Here is a 17,731-nt window from a genome sequence, read left to right as displayed (position 1 = left end):
CGGCACAAGGCCGCTCCTACAAGGGATCGCTTTCCCCTGTAGGAGCGGCCTTGTGCCGCGATGGGCTGCAAAGCAGCCCCTTGCGATTACAGCCCTTGCAGCAGGTCGGACATGTCGTCCGCGTGCTCTTCTTCCTGGGCCAGGATGTCTTCGAAGATGCGTCGGGTGGTCGGGTCTTTATCACCGATGTACTGGATGATCTCGCGGTAGCTATCAATGGCAATCCGCTCAGCCACCAGGTCTTCCAGCACCATTTCCTTCAGCGAATTACCCGCCACGTACTGGGCATGGGAGTTCTTGGTCAGGTTGTCGGGGTTGAAGTCCGGCTCGCCGCCCAGCTGCACGATGCGCTCGGCCAGCTTGTCGGCATGTTCGGCTTCCTGGTTCGCATGCTCCAGAAATTCCTGGGCAGCCACACTGGCTTTGATGCCGCTTGCCATGAAGTAGTGGCGCTTGTAGCGCAGTACGCAGACCAGCTCGGTGGCCAGCGACTCGTTCAGCAGGCGCAGGATTTCCTGACGGTCGGCGTGGTAGCCCTCGGTCACCGCGCCTTGCTCCACATGCTGGCGGGCACGTTCGCGCAGGGTTTTCACATCGGTCAGTTCAACGTTGCTCATGGTTATCTCCAGGCATATCAGGGTCAGGGTGGGGACGCAGGCTCACGCGCCGGGGACGGCGTCGCTGTCCTCTTGGCGTTGTTTACAAGTCTTGAACCCTTTGGCATCGACGTGGCCAGTGGCGTCGAAGCGCACGTAGTAGGGCTGTTGTTTGCCGTCGCGGTTGAGGATGTAGTCGTTGCAGGTGCCCCCGTGCGGCAGGTCGATCACATTCGATGGGCTGCCACCGATGGCGATGACCTTCTGCATGGTCATGCCGTGCTCCACCTGCTTGACCAGCGGCTCGTCGCGGTAGGTGACATAGTCCGCCGGGTTTTCCGGGCGGCTGCCACAGGCGGCCAGGGTGGCGCTTGCCAGAAGGATTGCCAGGGTCTGCTTGTACATGGTCCCGCTCCTTGCAAAGGGTCTGTGTGGTTTGGAACCCCAGCGCGGGCCGGGAGTTCGATTGCGATGGTCATGATTGGCGCTGTAGTGTTGACCGGTCGTCCACGGAAAGGGGCTGGTGCAATGCAACAGGAATTGGCCACGCGATACCCGTTGGTGCTGGTGCCGGGCATGCTCGGTTTTGTCCGGCTAATGCTCTACCCCTACTGGTTCGGCATCGTGCCAGCCTTGCGCAAGGGTGGGGCGCAGGTGTTCCCGGTGCAGGTTTCGCCGCTGCATTCCAGCGAGGTGCGCGGCGAGCAGTTGCTGCTGATCATCGAGGATATCTGCACGCGTACCGGTGCCGAAAAGGTCAACCTCATCGGCCACAGCCAAGGTGCCCTGAGCGCGCGCTACGCAGCGGCCAGGCGGCCAGAGCGCGTGGCTTCGGTCACCTCGGTGGCCGGCCCCAACCACGGCTCGGAACTGGCGGACCACCTGGACCGCACGGCGCCTGGCGATTCACCCCAGGGGCGCATCCTCAAGGCTGTGTTGCAGGGTCTTGCCGTGTTGCTGGTTTGGCTGGAAACCGGCTGGCGCCGCGACCCGCTGCCGGTTGACCTGCACGCCTCGCACCAGTCGATGACCACTGCCGGGGTGGCGCTGTTCAACCAGGCATATCCCCAAGGGCTGCCGCAGACCTGGGGCGGGGAAGGGGCCTATGAAGTCGATGGTGTGCGTTATTACTCGTGGTCTGGCACCTTGCAGCCCGGCCTTACCGACCAGGGTCGCAACCGCTTTGACGGCAGCAATCGCTTCTGCCGCCTGTTTGCCCGCAGCTTCGTCAAAGAAAAGGGGCATTGCGACGGCATGGTCGGGCGTTTCAGTTCGCACCTGGGGCAGGTGATCGGCGACGACTACCCGCTCGATCACCTGGATATCGTCAACCAGTCTCTCGGCGCCGTGGGCAAAGGCGCCGAGCCGGTGCGGTTGTTCACCGAACATGCCGCCCGGCTGAAGGCTGCCGGGCTTTAGCGGCGTATCGGGGTGGTCCAGCGCTCGGCCAGCACTACCCCGGCCAGGGTCAGCAGGCCGCCGACCAGGTGATAGCGCGCCAGTTGCTCATCGAGCACCACGGCGGCGATCAGTGCGGTGACCAAGGGCAGCAGGTTGAAGAATAGCGTGGTGCGGCTTGGCCCCAGGCGATGCACGGCCTGCATCCACACCCGCGGCGCGATCATCGAGGCCAGCACGCAGGCATACAGCACCAGGCCGATATTACGGCTGTTCAGGCCCGTCTTGTCCGACAGCAGGAACAGCGGCAGCAGCACCACGATTGCCACCAGCACCTGCAAATACAGCAACTGCAGGGGGGGCAGGCGCAGTTGCCATTTCTTCAACAGGAAGCTGTACAGCGCATAGGCCAGGGTGGCGACCAGCATCAGCAAGTCGCCGCTGTTCAGGCCCTGCTGCAACAGGCTCGCGGGGTGACCGGCACTGACCACCTCCAGCACGCCGAAGAATGACACCACCGCACCCAGCAGGGCACCGTAGCTCAGGCGCTGGCCCAGCCAGGCGATGGACAGCGCCAGAGACATCAGTGGCATCAGCGAGAGGATGATCCCCATGTTGGTGGCGCTGGTGATGCCGGCGGCAAAGTAGGCCAGGCTCTGGTACATCGCCATGCCCAGCACGCCCAGCACGAACACCTTGCCCAGGTGTGGGCGGATGGCTGCGCGGTTGCGCCACACGGCGGGCAGCAGGAACGGCGTGAACAGCAAGCCGGCCAGCAGCCAGCGGTAGAAGCCGATTTCGGCAGGGTGGATGGCGCCGGCGGACATCTTGGTGACCACGGTGTTGCCGGCCCAGATGAGGATGGCGGTGAGGGGGAACAGGTAATTCATGTAGCGGGTTACTCATTGGGGCCTGGATTGGGGCTGCCTTGCAGGCCTTCGCGGGCTTGCCCGCTCCCACAGGGATATCACAGGCCTTGAGGCTGGCGCAGTTCCTGTGGGAGCGGGCAAGCCCGCGAAGGCCTGCAAGGCAGGCCCTCGATAGGCCTGTATTATCGAGTGTCTGTCCACAAGCCTATACTCTTATCCAGACAACCCACCCCGCAAAGCAGACAGCATGCCGCGCAAATACCTCGATATACCCCAATTCACCCAACTGCCGGCGCCGGTGTACTTCCGACACGATGAGTTCGTTGCCGATACCCACAGCGCCGTGCATCAACACGCCTGGGGCCAGCTGAACTACACCGCCTACGGCGTGATGCAACTGGAGGTCGCCGGCCAGCGTTTCCTGTCTCCGCCGCACTACGCCGTCTGGGTACCGCCCGATACCGCGCATGGCTGTTACAACCCCCAGGCCATCGTCTACCGCTCTATCTATCTACACCGCAGCCTGTGCGCAGCCCTGCCACCGCAACCGTGCAGCCTGATGATCAGCGATATCCTCAAGGCCATCCTCGGCGACTTCGCCCGGCGTGACCTCAAGGTGGCCGAGGACGAGCGCGACCAGCGCCTGGTGCAGGTACTGCTCGACCAGTTGCTGCTGGCGCCCGCCCAGGCCTGCTACCTGCCGTTTGCCCAAAGCGATGGCCTGCGCCAGGTACTGGACGCCCTCAGTGCCGAGCCGGGTGACAACCGCCCGCTGGCCGACTGGGCCGCCCGTGTGCATGTTAGCGAACGCACCCTGGCCCGCCAGTTTCTGCGCGAACTGGGCATCAGTTTTGGCGAGTGGCGCCTGCGCCTGCGTTTTCTGCGTGCCATCGAAGCGCTGGAGGCCGGCCTGCCCATTCAGGCCATTGCCTTCGACCTTGGCTACAGCAGCGCTTCGGCGTTCATCGCCATGTTCCAGCGCCAGGCCGAGTGCACGCCCGAGCAGTACCGCCGGCAGGCGCGGGCGGGGCGCTGAAAAATCTTGGCTACACTCAGCTCGACCCCCGTGCGTCGGGCACGGAGCCAAGGAGACTACTCCATGAAAGTGCTGCACATCCCATTACTGGCGCTGGCAGTGTTGTTCAGTGCCCAAGGCTTCGCGGCCAATACCGCGCAGCAGGAAAAAATGAAAACCTGCAATGCCGACGCTACTACCAAAGCCCTCAAGGGCGATGAGCGCAAAGCGTTCATGAGCACCTGCCTGAAGAAGGACGTGCCACAAACCCAGCAACAGAAGATGAAGACCTGCAACGCCGACGCCACGACCAAAGCCCTGAAGGGTGACGAGCGCAAGGCGTACATGAGCGACTGCCTGAAGAAGAAATGACCTGCGCCTATGCCTGCGCCGCCAAGGCTGGCAGACTGCGGGCATTCCCGCTGTCTGCCGTCGAGGCTGTATGACCTTTACCCCCCGTCAGATCACCCTGGCCAGCCTGTTCATCGTCATGGCCGGCCTGCTGCTGGCTTTGCCCCTTAAGTTGTTGCCCAGCCTGCTGGCTGGCCTGCTGGTGTTCGAACTGGTCAACATGCTGACCCCGCGCCTTCAGCCGCTGCTGGCCGGCCAGCGTGCGCGCTGGCTGGCCGTGGCGCTGCTTGGCACGCTGGTGGTCATTACCTTGACGCTGCTCATTGCCGGTGCCTTCAGCTTTTTGCTGCACGAGGCGGAAAACCCCGGCGCCTCGCTGGACAAGTTCATGGCCCTTGTCGAGCGTGCCCGCGGTCAGCTGCCGCCCTTCATCGAGGGCTACCTGCCCGCCAGTGCCGCAGAGTTCAAGGTCGCCATCGGCGACTGGATAAAAAGCCACCTGAGCGATTTGCAGCTGGTGGGCAAAGGCATGGCGCACATGTTCGTGACGCTGCTGATCGGCATGATTCTCGGCGCCATCATCGCCCTGCAGCGTATTCCCGATGTTTCCCGGCGCAAGCCCCTGGCGGCAGCGCTGTTTGAGCGCCTGAACCTGCTGGTGAAGGCGTTTCGCAACATCGTGTTCGCGCAGATCAAGATCTCGCTGCTCAACACGGCCTTTACCGGCATCTTCCTGGCGGTGGTGATGCCGCTGTTCGGCGTGCACCTGCCGCTGACCAAGACGCTGATCGTGCTGACCTTCCTGCTGGGCTTGCTGCCGGTGATCGGCAACCTGATGTCCAATACCCTGATCACCATCGTCGGCTTGTCGTTGTCGATCTGGGTGGCGGCGGCGGCGCTGGGTTACCTGATCGTTATCCACAAGGTCGAGTACTTCCTCAACGCGCGGATTGTTGGCGGGCAGATCAGCGCCAAGGCATGGGAACTGCTGCTGGCGATGCTGGTGTTCGAGGCGGCGTTCGGGCTGCCGGGGGTGGTGGCGGGGCCGATCTACTATGCCTACCTCAAGAGTGAGCTTAAGCGCGAAGAGCTGGTCTAACAGATTGTCGGGGCCGCGTTGCGGCCCCAAAATAGCTCAGGCTGCGCCGTAACGCTTGCGGGCCTCGATGGCCAGCCCGCTACCAATGCTGCCAAAGATGTTGCCTTCCACATGCCGCGCATTCGGCAACATCGCCGACACACTGTTGCGCAGCGCCGGAATGCCGCTGGAGCCGCCCGTGAAGAACACCGTGTCTACCTGGCTCTCGCTCACGCCAGCCTTGGCCAGCAGTTCGGTCACGCTGCCGCGTACGCGCTCAAGCAGGCCTTCGATGGCGTCTTCGAACAAAGCTCGGGTCAGCTGCGCAGTCAGCTCGGGCTCGACACGGCGCAGGTCGATGTGGCGGCTGTCCTGTTCGGTCAGCTCGATCTTGCTGGCTTCCACTTCCATCGCCAGCCAGTGCCCGGCGCGCTGCTCGATCAGTTTGAACAGGCGGTCGATGCCGAAACTGTCCTCGATGTCATAGCGCATGCTGCTCAGCGCCAACTGCGACTTCTGCGAGTACAGGGCGTTGATGGTGTGCCAGGTGGCCAGGTTGAGGTGGTAGCTGGTGGGCATCAGTGCGCCGCTCTTCATCCGGCTACCGTAGCCGAACAGCGGCATCACGCCCTGCAGGCTTAGCTGCTTGTCGAAGTCGGTACCGCCGATGTGCACGCCGCCGGTGGCGAGAATATCGCTTTGGCGCTCTGCGACCAGGTGGCGCTCGGGCGACAGGCGGATCAGGGTGAAGTCCGAAGTACCGCCGCCGATGTCGACGATCAGTACCAGTTCTTCACGGCTGATGCCCGACTCGTAGTCGAAGGCCGCGGCAATCGGCTCGTACTGGAACGACACATCCTTGAAGCCGATCTTGCGCGCCACGTCGGCCAGGGTGTCCTCGGCTTCCTGGTCGGCAGCCGGGTCTTCGTCGACGAAGAACACCGGGCGGCCCAGAACCACCTGGTCGAACTCGCGGCCAGCGGCGGTTTCGGCGCGCTTTTTCAGCTCGCCGATGAACATGCCCAGCAGGTCCTTGAACGGCAGGGCGCTGCCCAGCACGCTGGTGTCGTGCTTGATCAGCTTGGAGCCCAGCAGGCTCTTCAGCGAGCGCATCAGGCGGCCTTCGTAGCCTTCCAGGTATTCGTGCAGTGCCAGGCGGCCATACACCGGGCGCCGCTCTTCGATATTGAAGAACACCACCGAGGGCAAGGTGATCTTGCCGTCTTCCAGGGCAATCAGCGACTCCACGCCAGGGCGGTGCCAGCCGACCGTGGAGTTGGAGGTGCCAAAGTCGATGCCCAGGGCGCGGGCCGGGGATACGTCAGACATGGGAAATGGGCTTCCGGAGGCAAAACGGCCGCGCAGTGTATGCCAGTTGGCTACAGAATCAAGACCAGTCGTCTGCCTTGAGGCAAACCCAAGTCGGTCTTGAAAGGCTATGCTTGACCCCTATCTTCTGTTGCAACACGCACATTCACATTGGTGATCCACAAATGGACTTCAAAGACTATTACAAGATACTCGGCGTAGAGCCCACGGCGGACGAAAAGGCGATCAAGGCCGCGTACCGCAAGCTGGCGCGCAAGTATCACCCCGATGTCAGCAAGGAGCGCGACGCCGAGGACAAGTTCAAAGAGGCCAACGAGGCCTATGAAGTGCTGGGCGACGCGCAGAAACGTGCCGAGTTCGACGAAATTCGCAAGTATGGCGGCCAACATGGCCGACCGTTCCAGGCACCACCGGGCTGGGAGAGCCGCGGCGGTGGCGGCGGCTTCGAGGGCGGCGACTTCTCCGACTTCTTCAGCTCGGTCTTCGGTGGGCGGGGTGGCAACCCCTTTGGTGGCGCCCGGCAGCAGCAACGCAGTGCCGGCAGGCGAGGGCAGGATGTGGAGCTGGAACTGGCAGTATTTCTTGAAGAGACCCTGAGCAAGGAGTCCAAGCAGATCAGCTTCCAGGTGCCGCAAACCAATGCCATGGGGCAACGCACCGGCTTCACTACCAAGACCCTGAACGTGAAGATTCCGGCCGGTGTTACCGACGGCGAGCGTATCCGCCTCAAGGGCCAGGGCGCGCCGGGCAGCGGTGGTGCGGCCAATGGCGACCTGTTCCTGACCATCCGCATGGCACCGCACCCGCTGTTCGATGTCGAAGGCCATGATCTGATCATTACCGTGCCGCTGGCACCGTGGGAAGCGGCCCTGGGCACCAAGGTGGCGGTGCCGACCCTGGAAGGCAAGATCAACCTCACCATCCGCCCCGACAGCCAGAGCGGTCAGCGCCTGCGCGTGCCGGGCAAAGGCCTGGCGAACAAGCGCGGTGAGCGCGGCAACCTATACGCGCAACTGAAAGTGGTCATGCCGCCGACCTCCGATGAGGCTGCCCGCGAACTGTGGACGAAGCTTTCCGAGAAAGCGGCGTTCAACCCGAGGACACAATGGAGTAAGTGATCATGAGCAGCACCCTGATCGTTCAACTGGACATGCGTACCCTGTGTCAGGAAGCCGATGTCACGGCTGACTGCGTGATCGAAATCGTCGAACACGGCATTGTCGAACCCTCCGGGCGAACGCCTGAGGACTGGTTGTTCGACGATCAGGCGCCGTTGTTGGCCAAACGCGCGGTGAAGTTGCACCAGGAGCTGGAGCTTGAGTGGGAAGGGGTGGCGTTGGCGCTGGAGCTGTTGCAGGAAGTGCAGCAGTTGCGCAGCGAAAACAGCATGCTGCGCCAGCGGCTGGGCAGGTTCACCCAGATATGAGTGTGTTTGCCTGCACCAGCCTCTTCGCGGGACAAGCCCGCTCCCACAGGTACTCCGCTGAATCTCAAGCGAGTGGGGTATCTGTGGGAGCGGGCTTGCCCCGCGAAGAGGCTGGTTCAGCCGGCATCAATTTCAGGTCGGTTCGGTTCCGGGGTTCAGCACCAGTTGCATGAAGGTCAGGTCCAGCCAGCGGCCAAATTTCACCCCCACCTGCGGCATCTGCCCGGTCACCACGAAGCCCAGCCGCTCATGCAGGCGCACCGACGCCGCGTTGCCACTCTCGATGGCTGCCACCATCACATGCTTGCCGCACCCGCGCGCACGCTCGACCAGCGCTGCCATCAATACCGGCCCCAGCCCTTTGCCACGCTGGTCGCCGCGGATATACACCGAGTGCTCCACGGTGTTGCGAAAGCCCTCGAACGGCCGCCAGTCGCCAAACGAGGCATAACCGAGCACGCCACTGTCGTCCACCGCCACCAGTATCGGATATCCCTGCTGCGCCCGTGCTTCAAACCAGGCCTGACGGTTGCCGAGGTCCACCGGGGTTTCGTTCCAGATCGCCGTGGTATTGCGCACTGCGTCGTTATAGATGTCGAGGATGCCCGGCACGTCGGTGGGCAGGGCGTCGCGGATTTGGTAACTCATGACAGGGTCTCGCAGGGTCGTTGCTTGCAGATTAAATGGTTACCAGGCCACGCACACCTTCGGCTTGCATGTTTTCGCCGCGGCCGTGCTGCACGATCTCGCCACGGGCCATGACCAGGTACTGGTCGGCCAGTTCCTCGGCAAAGTCGTAGAACTGCTCCACCAGCAGTATCGCCATGTCGCCGCGCTCGGCCAGGCGGCGGATGACGGCACCGATTTCCTTGATTACCGAGGGCTGGATGCCTTCGGTCGGCTCGTCGAGAATCAGCAGCCGTGGGCGGCTGGCCAGGGCGCGGCCGATTGCCAGCTGTTGCTGCTGGCCGCCAGACAGATCGCCGCCACGGCGCTGTTTCATTTGTTCCAGCACCGGGAACAGTTCGTAGATGAACGCGGGGACTTCGCGGGCCTCACGGGCCGGGAAGCGTGACAGCCCCATCAGCAGGTTTTCCTCGACGGTGAGACGCGGGAAAATTTCGCGGCCCTGGGGCACGTAGGCGATGCCGGCCTGCACCCGTTGCTGGGGCTTGAGGCTTGTAATGGGCTTTCCCTCCCATTCGATGCTGCCGTCACGGGCGGGTACCAGGCCCATCAGGCAGCGCAGCAGGGTGGTCTTGCCCACGCCGTTGCGGCCCAGCAGGCAGGTGACTTCGCCGACCTTGGCTTCGAACGACAGGCCACGCAGGATGTGGCTGCCGCCGTAGTATTGGTGCAGGGTGTCGATTTTCAGCATGTCATGTCCTTGGTGTTTTTGCTGTGGTTGCACCGGCCCTTTCGCGGGACTAGCCCGCTCCCACAGGTTCACCACAGTTTTGGAATGGGTGATTTCCCTGTGGGAGCGGGCTTGTCCCGCGAAAGGGCCGGTGCAGGCTGCTTGAATCATCGGCCCAGATACACCTCGACCACCCGCTCATCCGCCTGCACCTGCGCCAGCGACCCTTCTGCCAGCACGCTGCCCTGGTGCAGCACGGTCACATGATCGGCAATGCTGCCCACAAAGCCCATGTCATGCTCCACCACCATCAGCGAGTGCTTGCCAGCCAGGCCTTTGAACAGCTCGGCGGTAAACTCGGTCTCGGCATCGGTCATGCCGGCCACCGGCTCATCCAGCAGCAGCAATTGCGGCTCCTGCACCAGCAGCATGCCAATCTCCAGAAACTGCTTTTGCCCGTGTGACAGCAAGCCGGCCTGGCGCTGGGCCAGGGGCAGCAGGCGCAAGGTGGTCAGCACTTCTTCGATGCGCTGGCGCTGCTCACTGCCCAGGCGCGCCGCCAGGCTGGCCCATACCGACTTGTCGGTCTTCAGCGCCAGCTCCAGGTTCTGGTATACCGTCAACGCCTCGAACACCGTGGGCTTCTGGAACTTGCGACCAATACCTGCCTGGGCGATCTGGTACTCGCTCATGCGCGCCAGGTCGAGGGTGTCGCCAAAGAAGGCGCTACCGGTGTCCGGGCGGGTCTTGCCGGTGATCACGTCCATCATCGTGGTCTTGCCGGCACCGTTGGGGCCGATGATGCAGCGCAGCTCGCCCACGCCGATGTACAGGTTCAGCCCGTTGAGCGCCTTGAAACCATCGAAGCTGACGCTGATGTCCTCCAGGCTCAGCACCGTGCCGTGGCGGGTGTCCAGGCCCGCCTCGCGGCGGCTGCCCAGGCCAATGGCATCGCGGCCGGCCCCGAGGTTGTCGAAGACCGGTTCAAGCATGAATTCGGGGTGAGCAGGGGGCACGCCTCTCATGGCTGACTCCTTTTTTTCAACAAGCCGACCACGCCCTTGGGCAGGTACAGGGTGACGAGGATGAACAGTGCGCCCAGGAAGAACAGCCAGAACTCCGGGAAGGCCACGGTGAACCAGCTCTTCATGCCATTGACCAGGCCGGCGCCGAGCAGCGGGCCGATCAGCGTGCCGCGCCCCCCCAGGGCCACCCACACGGCGGCTTCGATGGAGTTGGTCGGCGACATTTCGCTGGGGTTGATGATGCCCACCTGCGGCACATACAACGCGCCCGCCAGGCCGCACAGCACGGCGCTGAGCACCCACACCAGCAACTTGAAGCCGCGCGGGTCGTAACCGCAGAACATCAGGCGGTTCTCGGCGTCGCGCACGGCGGTGAGCAGGCGGCCGAACTTGCTGCGGGTCAGGCGCCAGCACAGGTACAGGCTGGCCAGCAGCAGGCCGACGGTGAGCAGGAACAGCACCGCGCGGGTCCCTTGGGCGGCAATGTCGAAGCCCAGGATGGTGCGGAAGCTGGTGAAACCGTTGTTGCCGCCAAAGCCGGTTTCGTTGCGGAAGAACAGCAACATGCCGGCGAAGGTCAGGGCCTGGGTCATGATCGAGAAGTACACGCCCTTGATCCGCGAGCGGAAGGCGAACCAACCGAACACCAGTGCCAGCAGCCCAGGCGCCAGCACCACCAGGCACAGCGCCCAGGCGAAGTGCTGGGTACCGGCCCAGTACCACGGCAGCTCGGTCCATGACAGGAAGGTCATGAACCCCGGCAGGCCATCACCGGCCGCCTGGCGCATCAGGTACATGCCCATGGCGTAGCCGCCCAGGGCGAAGAACAGGCCGTGACCCAGCGACAGCAGGCCGGCATAGCCCCAGACCAGGTCCAGGGCCAGGGCGACGATGGCGTAGCAGAGGATCTTGCCGACCAGGGTCAGGGTGTAGGCCGATACCTGTAGCACGTGATCCGCCGGCAGCAGGGACAGCAGCGGCAGGGCCAGCAACAACAGGACGACGATGGCGCCGATGGCCAGGGTCAGGCGTGGCCCGGCCTTTTGCGTAGCGGTGACAAGCAGTGGCTGGTTCATCAGTCGATTACCCGTCCCTTGAGGGCGAACAGGCCTTGCGGGCGCTTCTGGATGAACAGAATGATCAACGCAAGGATGAGGATCTTGCCGAGCACGGCACCGATCTGCGGCTCCAGCAATTTGTTGGCGATGCCAAGGCCGAATGCGGCCCAGAGGCTCCCGGCCAGTTGCCCGACGCCACCCAGCACCACCACCAGGAACGAGTCGATGATGTAGCTCTGGCCCAGGTCCGGGCCGACGTTGCCGACCTGGCTCAGTGCCACGCCGCCGAGCCCGGCGATGCCAGAGCCCAAGCCGAAGGCGAGCATGTCGACGCGCCCGGTGGACACGCCGCAGCAGGCGGCCATGTTGCGGTTCTGGGTGACCGCGCGCACGTTCAGGCCCAGCCGCGTACGGTTGAGCAGCAGCCAGGTGAGCAGCACCACGGCGAGGGCGAAGCCGATGATGACCAGGCGGTTGTAGGGCAGTACCAGGTTAGGCAGCAGCTGGATACCGCCCGACAGCCACGCCGGGTTGCTGACCTCGACGTTTTGCGCGCCGAACAGCAGGCGGATGGCCTGAATCAGGATCAGGCTGATGCCCCAGGTGGCCAGCAGGGTTTCCAATGGGCGGCCGTAAAGGTGGCGAATGACCGTGCGCTCCAGCGCCATGCCCACGCCGGCACTGACCGCGAAGGCTACCGGCAGGGCAATCAGCGGGTAGAACTCGATAGCGCCCGGGGCGTAGCGCTGCACCAGCACCTGGACCATGTAGGTGCTGTAGGCGCCGAGCATCAGCATCTCGCCGTGGGCCATGTTGATCACCCCGAGCAGGCCGAAGGTGATCGCAAGGCCCAATGCCGCCAGCAGCAGGATCGAGCCCAGCGACAGGCCACTGAACGCCTGGCCGAGCAGTTCGCCGACCAGCAGCTTGCGCTTGACCTGGGCCAGGCTGGTCTCGGCAGCAGTACGCACGCCCGGGTCGGCTTCTGCGTCGGGTTGCAGCAGCGCTTCAAGGCGGGTGCGGGCCACCGGGTCACCGGTTTCGCCCAACAGGCGCACGGCGGCCAGGCGTACTGCCGGTTCGCTGGCGCCCAGTTGCAGGTTGGCCAGGGCCAGGCCGATGGCGGCGTGTACGGCGGCATCCGGCTCGCTGGCGAAGCGCCGGTCGAGGAAGGCCATTTGCGCGGGTTGTGCGCTTTTTTGCAGTTGTTGGGCGGCGGCCAGGCGCGTTTCGCTGTTGTCGCTGAGCAACTGGTGGCTGGCCAGGGCGTTGTCGATCAGGCCACGCAGGCGGTTGTTCAGGCGTACCTTGCGGGTGTCGTCAGTGCCAATGCGGCCCTGGCGCAGGTTGTCCAGCAGCGGCACGCGCGCGGCATCGGGTTGCGCCGCCCAGCTTTCGAGCAGGCGAGCCTGCTCGGCGGGCTTGGCAGTGAGGAAGAATTCGCCCTCGCTGGCCTGGGTGGCCATGGGGAGTAGCAGAAGCAGGGTGAGCAGCATTCTGAGCATGCGGGCAATCCTGGAATACAGTGGTGGATTCTTCGCGGGCTTGCCCGCTCCCACAGGTATTTCACTGGTCCAGAGGGCAGTGGGGACCTTTGGGAGCGGGCAAGCCCGCGAATGGGCCGCATAGCGGCCCCAGTGCACTCAGTTACCTTTCACTGCGTAGTCAGGTCGCTTGTCATTGCCTGGAATGAACGGGCTCCAAGGCTGCGCCCGCAGCGGCTGCTCGGTTTCCCACACCACACTGAACTGCCCGTCATCCTGGATCTCGCCGATCATTACCGGTTTGTGCAGGTGGTGGTTGGTCTTGTCCATGGTCAGGGTAAAGCCCGACGGCGCCTTGAAGCTCTGCCCGGCCAGTGCTTCACGCACTTTGTCGACATCGGTGGACTTGGCCTTCTCGGCGGCCTGCGCCCACATGTGGATGCCCACGTAGGTGGCTTCCATCGGGTCGTTGGTCACCGCCTTGTCAGCGCCTGGCAGGCCCTTGGCCTTGGCGTAGGCCTTCCAGTCGGCGACGAATTTCTGGTTCACCGGGTTATCCACCGACTCGAAGTAGTTCCAGGCAGCCAGGTGGCCCACCAGCGGTTTGGTGTCGATGCCGCGCAGTTCTTCTTCGCCCACCGAGAACGCCACCACCGGTACGTCGGTGGCCTTCAGGCCCTGGTTGGCCAGTTCCTTGTAGAACGGCACGTTGGAGTCGCCGTTGACCGTGGAGATGACCGCGGTCTTGCCGCCGGCGGAGAACTTCTTGATGTTGGCAACGATGGTCTGGTAGTCGGCGTGGCCGAACGGGGTGTACACCTCTTCGATGTCCTTGTCGGCCACGCCTTTGCTGTGCAGGAAGGCCCGCAGGATCTTGTTGGTGGTGCGCGGGTAGACGTAGTCGGTGCCCAGCAGGAAGAAGCGCTTGGCGCTGCCGCCATCTTCGCTCATCAGGTATTCAACGGCTGGAATAGCCTGCTGGTTGGGGGCGGCGCCGGTGTAGAACACATTCGGCGACATCTCCTCGCCCTCGTACTGCACCGGGTAGAACAACAGGCCGTTGAGTTCTTCGAACACCGGCAGCACCGACTTGCGCGACACCGAGGTCCAGCAGCCGAACACCACGGCGACCTTGTCCTGGGTCAGCAGCTGGCGGCTCTTTTCGGCGAACAGCGGCCAGTTGGAGGCCGGGTCGACCACCACCGGTTCGAGCATCTTGCCGTTGACCCCGCCTTTGGCGTTGATCTCGTCGATGGTCATCAGCGCCATGTCCTTGAGCGAGGTCTCGGAAATGGCCATGGTCCCCGACAGCGAATGCAGGATGCCAACCTTGATGGTCTCGGCGGCCTGGATACTCCAGCTCAGGCCCATCGCCGCAATCGATGCGCTGAGGGTAAAGGCCTTGATCAGACTGCGACGCTTCATGTGCTCTCTCCGCTGAGTTTTTTTGGTTTTGGCCAAGCGGGGAGGGCGTTGCAAGGGGTGTGCCTAGTGGCGAAATGGGCGTGATAGAGGGGTTGTGCGAGGTGTTGGGGCGTTTGCGAGGTCCAGGTTGGTGCCTGGGACATCGATGTGCACAGGATTGGGGCCGCTGTGCGGCCCATCGCGACACAAGGCCGCTCCCACATCTGACGGCGTGTGGGAGCGGCCTTGTGTCGCGATGGGCTGCAAAGCAGCCCCCTAGGCCATCAGCCGTTACGCACAGCCGAACGCGGATGGCGCCTGCTGCGTACAAACTGATACGTCACCGCCAGCAGCACGAACCAGATCGGCGTTACCACCAACGCCGAGCGCGTATCCGCCTCCAGGCTCAGCAACACCAGGATGAAAGCAAAGAACACTAGGCACACGAAGCACATGAAGCGCCCACCCGGCATCTTGTACTTCGACGCCTGGTGCAGCGCCGCGCGGTTCTTGCGGTACTTCAGGTACGACAGCAGGATCAGCGTCCAGACGAACATGAACAGCACCGCCGAAACCGTGGTCACCAGGGTGAACGCCTCGACCACGTTTGGCACCAGATAGATCAGCACCGCGCCCAGCAGCAGGCAGGTGCACGAGAAATACAGGCCGTTGGCCGGCACCGAACGGCTCGACAGTTTTTCGAATGCCTTGGGCGCGTCACCTTCTTGCGACAGGCCGTAGAGCATGCGGCTGGTGGAGAACACGCCACTGTTGGCCGACGAGGCCGCCGAGGTCAGCACCACGAAGTTGATGATGCTAGCCGCCGCAGGCAGGCCAGCCAGCACGAACAGCTCCACGAACGGGCTCTTGCCCGGTACCACGTCGCGCCATGGGGTCACGGCCATGATCGCGATCAGCGCCAGCACGTAGAACACGATGATGCGGATCGGGATCGAGTTGATCGCCCGCGGCAGGGTGCGCTCCGGGTTCTTGGCTTCGGCGGCGGTGGTACCCACCAGCTCGATGCCGACGAAGGCGAACACGGCAATCTGGAACCCGGCGAAGAAGCCCATCAGGCCATGGGGGAACATGCCGCCGTCATTCCACAGGTTGGCCAGCTGTGCAGTGCGCCCGCTGGGCGAGGTGAAGCCGGTGATGACCATGTACAGGCCGGTAGCGACCAGGCCGAGGATGGCGATGATCTTGACCAGGGCGAACCAGAATTCCATCTCGCCGAACATTTTTACCGTCACCAGGTTCAGCGACAGCAGCAGCCCTACGCAGGTCAGCGCCGGTATCCACTGCGGCAGGTCGGGGAACCAGAATTGTGTATAGGCTGCGATGGCGACCACGTCGGCGATACCGGTGACCACCCAGCAGAACCAGTAAGTCCAGCCGGTGAAGTAACCCGCCCAGGGGCCGAGCAGGTCGGCCGAGAAGTCGATGAACGATTTGTAGTTCAGGTTCGACAGCAGCAGTTCGCCCATGGCGCGCATGACGAAGAACAGCATGAAGCCGATGATCATGTAGACGAAGATGATCGACGGGCCCGCCAGGCTGATGGTTTTGCCCGAGCCCATGAACAGGCCGGTCCCGATTGCGCCGCCGATGGCGATCAGCTGGATATGGCGGTTGGTCAGGTTGCGTTGCAGGTGCTGCTCTTCTTGTGGTTTGGGTGAAATTGCGGTCATAAGCTGCATTCCCTTGAAAGTCGCTGGCTAGGCTAACACGGGCGTTCCAATTCGAGATCGCGACAGATCGACACGATCTTCAGATGGCAGCCGTGCTTTCGCAGGAAAAGTTCGAGATCTTCACCGGCCTCTTCGCGGGCATGCCCGCTCCCACAGGTATCGCGCCACGCCTGAGGGCGGCAGAGATCCTGTGGGAGCGGGCAAGCCCGCGAAGAGGCCAGTGCAGGTTATGCAGGGGTCAGGCGCTGGCCAGCTCCCGGCGGCGGCGCACCACCAGGCTGTCCACCACCCACATCACCACCATCGACACCCCCACCAACGGGAACATCACCCCCAGCACCAGCATCACGCCCACCGCCGCCTTCCAGCGCGGCAGGTCATGGCGCAGCGGTGGCACGCCCAGCCCGCCTTCAGGCCGGCGCTTCCACCACATCACCAGCCCGCTCACCGAACCGAGCAGAATCATCAGGCACACCCCCAGGATGATGATCTGGTTGAACGCCCCGAACATCTTGCCCTCGTGCAGCATCACGCCCATCTCGGTGGCGCGGGCGACCGGGCTGTAGTCTTGCCAGCGCACATCGGCCAGGACCTTGCCGGTGTACTGGTCGACATGCAGGGTAGCGTCGTTGCGCGGGTCGTCGGCGAACACGGCAATGGTGAACACACCGTCTGCCGTAGTCGGCAGGGTAATGCTGTAGCCAGGCTCGACCTGGCGGGAGGTGGCGATGTCTTCGACCTGCTGCACGCTCACCTGGGGTGCTGCGGGCTTGTCCGACATCATGTGGTGCCCAGCATGCTCGGCGTGTGCGCCGGACTGCGGCATCGGTGTGTTTTCCATCGCCCAGGGCACGGTCTGGCGGTGCGCGTTGTTCAGCTCACCTGCCTGCTGGTCAGACTTGGGCACGTCGTTCCACATGGCTGCCGGGAAACGGTTCCACAAATCGGCGTACTGCTTGCCCCATAGGCCGGTCCAGGTCATGCCGCTGACCAGCATCAGCAACAGCAGGGCCGAACCCCAAAAGCCTGTTACCGCGTGCAGGTCGCGCCAGAACAGCCGGCCGCGTGCCGACAGCCGTGGCCACAGTACGCCAGCGCCATTGCGCCCGCGTGGCCACCACAAGTACAGGCCCGACACCACCAGCACGATGCCCCAGCCTGCGGCCAGTTCCACCAGGCGGTCACCGACCGTGCCGACCATCAGCTCGCCATGCAGGGCGCGGGCGATGGCCTGCAGGTTCTGCTTGCCGTCCTGCTCGCCGAGGATCTTGCCACTGTACGGGTCAACGAACACGTTCAGTTCGCGCCCGCCGTCATGCACCACGAACTGCGCACTGCGCTCGGCGTTCAGCAGGGGCAGGTACTGGCCGACGTGGCCTTCGGGGTAGGCCTGGCGCACTTCGGCCAGCATCGCATCGGCGCCCTGCCGATGGTGGCCGGCTTCGACCACCATCAGGTCGCTGTACAGCAGCGGGTCGAGCTGCGGCTTGAACAGGTAGATGATCCCGGTAATCGCCAACAGGATCATGAACGGGGCCACGAACAGCCCCGCATAAAAGTGCCAACGCCAGGCCAGGTTATAGAAATTGGTGCGTGTTCCTCTCATGGGAACCTCCTGTTTGACCAGCAGAGGGGCGCAACCGAAGCTGC

The 17,731-nt window shown here is 63.6% G+C and carries 18 protein-coding genes; 6 read left to right on the top strand and 12 right to left on the bottom strand.

The window, feature by feature from the left end; genetic code table 11:
• Nucleotides 1-86: 86 nt before the first annotated feature.
• Nucleotides 87-617, bottom strand: coding sequence for a ferritin-like domain-containing protein (locus tag LU684_RS17110; RefSeq protein ID WP_016489413.1), 531 nt, complete (start codon nt 615-617; stop codon nt 87-89).
• Between the two features lie 42 nt (nt 618-659).
• The gene (gene osmE, locus LU684_RS17105; RefSeq protein ID WP_016489412.1) at nt 660-1,001 is read right to left on the bottom strand and encodes an osmotically-inducible lipoprotein OsmE; all 342 of its coding nucleotides are present in this window, start codon (nt 999-1,001) and stop codon (nt 660-662) included.
• A gap of 123 nt (nt 1,002-1,124) precedes the next feature.
• On the opposite strand from osmE, the gene LU684_RS17100 reads away from it, so the two are divergent.
• Nucleotides 1,125-2,015 (top strand): esterase/lipase family protein, encoded by an 891-nt coding sequence (locus LU684_RS17100; RefSeq protein WP_016489411.1) that lies wholly within the window; start codon nt 1,125-1,127, stop codon nt 2,013-2,015.
• Here LU684_RS17100 and LU684_RS17095 read toward each other — a convergent pair.
• Nucleotides 2,012-2,884, bottom strand: a complete 873-nt coding sequence (locus tag LU684_RS17095) for a DMT family transporter (protein WP_016489410.1) — start codon at nt 2,882-2,884, stop codon at nt 2,012-2,014. The two genes, LU684_RS17100 and LU684_RS17095, sit on opposite strands and share 4 nt — an antisense overlap.
• Before the next feature lie 226 nt (nt 2,885-3,110).
• Here LU684_RS17095 and LU684_RS17090 point away from each other — a divergent pair, with 226 nt between their 5' ends.
• The 3 genes from LU684_RS17090 (at nt 3,111) to LU684_RS17080 (ending at nt 5,328) form a co-directional block, all read left to right on the top strand.
• Nucleotides 3,111-3,899: an AraC family transcriptional regulator gene (locus tag LU684_RS17090; RefSeq protein ID WP_191087034.1), complete on the top strand. Its 789-nt coding sequence runs from the start codon at nt 3,111-3,113 to the stop codon at nt 3,897-3,899.
• 63 nt (nt 3,900-3,962) lie between these two features.
• Complete coding sequence (locus LU684_RS17085; RefSeq protein WP_191087033.1) at nt 3,963-4,250, top strand: PsiF family protein; 288 nt, start codon at nt 3,963-3,965, stop codon at nt 4,248-4,250.
• Between the two features lie 70 nt (nt 4,251-4,320).
• Nucleotides 4,321-5,328 carry an AI-2E family transporter gene (locus LU684_RS17080; RefSeq protein WP_023046919.1) on the top strand — a complete coding sequence of 336 codons (1,008 nt, stop codon included), beginning with the start codon at nt 4,321-4,323 and terminating at the stop codon, nt 5,326-5,328.
• 36 nt (nt 5,329-5,364) lie between these two features.
• Here LU684_RS17080 and LU684_RS17075 read toward each other — a convergent pair whose 3' ends face one another.
• Nucleotides 5,365-6,636 (bottom strand): Hsp70 family protein, encoded by a 1,272-nt coding sequence (locus LU684_RS17075; protein ID WP_023046920.1) that lies wholly within the window; start codon nt 6,634-6,636, stop codon nt 5,365-5,367.
• 164 nt (nt 6,637-6,800) lie between these two features.
• On the opposite strand from LU684_RS17075, the gene cbpA reads away from it, so the two are divergent.
• Together cbpA and LU684_RS17065 are read left to right on the top strand one after the other, a co-directional pair.
• Complete coding sequence (gene cbpA, locus LU684_RS17070; RefSeq protein ID WP_016489405.1) at nt 6,801-7,754, top strand: curved DNA-binding protein; 954 nt, start codon at nt 6,801-6,803, stop codon at nt 7,752-7,754.
• 2 nt (nt 7,755-7,756) lie between these two features.
• Nucleotides 7,757-8,062: a chaperone modulator CbpM gene (locus tag LU684_RS17065; RefSeq protein WP_016489404.1), complete on the top strand. Its 306-nt coding sequence runs from the start codon at nt 7,757-7,759 to the stop codon at nt 8,060-8,062.
• 132 nt (nt 8,063-8,194) lie between these two features.
• On the opposite strand, the gene LU684_RS17060 is transcribed toward LU684_RS17065, so the two are convergent.
• The 8 genes from LU684_RS17060 to LU684_RS17025 all read right to left on the bottom strand — a co-directional run bounded on the left by LU684_RS17060 (nt 8,195) and on the right by LU684_RS17025 (nt 17,687).
• Entirely contained in the window at nt 8,195-8,710 is a 516-nt protein-coding gene (locus LU684_RS17060; RefSeq protein ID WP_016489403.1) for a GNAT family N-acetyltransferase, read from the bottom strand.
• 31 nt (nt 8,711-8,741) lie between these two features.
• Entirely contained in the window at nt 8,742-9,440 is a 699-nt protein-coding gene (gene urtE, locus LU684_RS17055) for an urea ABC transporter ATP-binding subunit UrtE (RefSeq protein WP_016489402.1), read from the bottom strand.
• Nucleotides 9,441-9,586: 146 nt separating this feature from the next.
• Nucleotides 9,587-10,444 carry an urea ABC transporter ATP-binding protein UrtD gene (gene urtD, locus LU684_RS17050; RefSeq protein ID WP_016489401.1) on the bottom strand — a complete coding sequence of 286 codons (858 nt, stop codon included), beginning with the start codon at nt 10,442-10,444 and terminating at the stop codon, nt 9,587-9,589.
• The gene (gene urtC, locus LU684_RS17045) at nt 10,441-11,520 is read right to left on the bottom strand and encodes an urea ABC transporter permease subunit UrtC (protein WP_016489400.1); all 1,080 of its coding nucleotides are present in this window, start codon (nt 11,518-11,520) and stop codon (nt 10,441-10,443) included. The genes urtD and urtC overlap by 4 nt, the downstream gene beginning before the upstream one ends.
• On the bottom strand, nt 11,520-13,007 hold the full coding sequence (gene urtB / locus LU684_RS17040) for an urea ABC transporter permease subunit UrtB (RefSeq protein WP_016489399.1): 1,488 nt from the start codon (nt 13,005-13,007) through the stop codon (nt 11,520-11,522). Before urtB ends, urtC begins: the two co-directional genes overlap by 1 nt.
• Before the next feature lie 138 nt (nt 13,008-13,145).
• Nucleotides 13,146-14,411: an urea ABC transporter substrate-binding protein gene (gene urtA / locus LU684_RS17035; RefSeq protein ID WP_016395201.1), complete on the bottom strand. Its 1,266-nt coding sequence runs from the start codon at nt 14,409-14,411 to the stop codon at nt 13,146-13,148.
• 263 nt (nt 14,412-14,674) lie between these two features.
• Nucleotides 14,675-16,081: a D-serine/D-alanine/glycine transporter gene (cycA, locus tag LU684_RS17030; protein WP_145913623.1), complete on the bottom strand. Its 1,407-nt coding sequence runs from the start codon at nt 16,079-16,081 to the stop codon at nt 14,675-14,677.
• A gap of 238 nt (nt 16,082-16,319) precedes the next feature.
• On the bottom strand, nt 16,320-17,687 hold the full coding sequence (locus tag LU684_RS17025; protein ID WP_232894845.1) for a PepSY-associated TM helix domain-containing protein: 1,368 nt from the start codon (nt 17,685-17,687) through the stop codon (nt 16,320-16,322).
• Between the last annotated feature and the right edge of the window lie 44 nt (nt 17,688-17,731).

Origin of the sequence: Pseudomonas sp. NMI542_15 (assembly GCF_021283425.1) — a bacterium.
In the GTDB taxonomy this organism is placed as follows: Bacteria; Pseudomonadota; Gammaproteobacteria; order Pseudomonadales; family Pseudomonadaceae; genus Aquipseudomonas; species Aquipseudomonas fortuita.
The sequence above is the reverse complement of the archived record's forward strand: the minus strand, read 5'-3'. Positions and strand labels throughout refer to the sequence as shown.

Bases quoted from the DNA above. Each gene is read 5' to 3' on its own strand.
- LU684_RS17110 (WP_016489413.1), bottom strand. From the start codon at position 617: ATGAGCAACGTTGAACTGACCGATGTGAAAACCCTGCGCGAACGTGCC.
- osmE (WP_016489412.1), bottom strand. From the start codon at position 1,001: ATGTACAAGCAGACCCTGGCAATCCTTCTGGCAAGCGCCACCCTGGCC.
- LU684_RS17100 (WP_016489411.1), top strand. From the start codon at position 1,125: ATGCAACAGGAATTGGCCACGCGATACCCGTTGGTGCTGGTGCCGGGC.
- LU684_RS17095 (WP_016489410.1), bottom strand. From the start codon at position 2,884: ATGAATTACCTGTTCCCCCTCACCGCCATCCTCATCTGGGCCGGCAAC.
- LU684_RS17090 (WP_191087034.1), top strand. From the start codon at position 3,111: ATGCCGCGCAAATACCTCGATATACCCCAATTCACCCAACTGCCGGCG.
- LU684_RS17085 (WP_191087033.1), top strand. From the start codon at position 3,963: ATGAAAGTGCTGCACATCCCATTACTGGCGCTGGCAGTGTTGTTCAGT.
- LU684_RS17080 (WP_023046919.1), top strand. From the start codon at position 4,321: ATGACCTTTACCCCCCGTCAGATCACCCTGGCCAGCCTGTTCATCGTC.
- LU684_RS17075 (WP_023046920.1), bottom strand. From the start codon at position 6,636: ATGTCTGACGTATCCCCGGCCCGCGCCCTGGGCATCGACTTTGGCACC.
- cbpA (WP_016489405.1), top strand. From the start codon at position 6,801: ATGGACTTCAAAGACTATTACAAGATACTCGGCGTAGAGCCCACGGCG.
- LU684_RS17065 (WP_016489404.1), top strand. From the start codon at position 7,757: ATGAGCAGCACCCTGATCGTTCAACTGGACATGCGTACCCTGTGTCAG.
- LU684_RS17060 (WP_016489403.1), bottom strand. From the start codon at position 8,710: ATGAGTTACCAAATCCGCGACGCCCTGCCCACCGACGTGCCGGGCATC.
- urtE (WP_016489402.1), bottom strand. From the start codon at position 9,440: ATGCTGAAAATCGACACCCTGCACCAATACTACGGCGGCAGCCACATC.
- urtD (WP_016489401.1), bottom strand. From the start codon at position 10,444: ATGAGAGGCGTGCCCCCTGCTCACCCCGAATTCATGCTTGAACCGGTC.
- urtC (WP_016489400.1), bottom strand. From the start codon at position 11,520: ATGAACCAGCCACTGCTTGTCACCGCTACGCAAAAGGCCGGGCCACGC.
- urtB (WP_016489399.1), bottom strand. From the start codon at position 13,007: ATGCTCAGAATGCTGCTCACCCTGCTTCTGCTACTCCCCATGGCCACC.
- urtA (WP_016395201.1), bottom strand. From the start codon at position 14,411: ATGAAGCGTCGCAGTCTGATCAAGGCCTTTACCCTCAGCGCATCGATT.
- cycA (WP_145913623.1), bottom strand. From the start codon at position 16,081: ATGACCGCAATTTCACCCAAACCACAAGAAGAGCAGCACCTGCAACGC.
- LU684_RS17025 (WP_232894845.1), bottom strand. From the start codon at position 17,687: ATGAGAGGAACACGCACCAATTTCTATAACCTGGCCTGGCGTTGGCAC.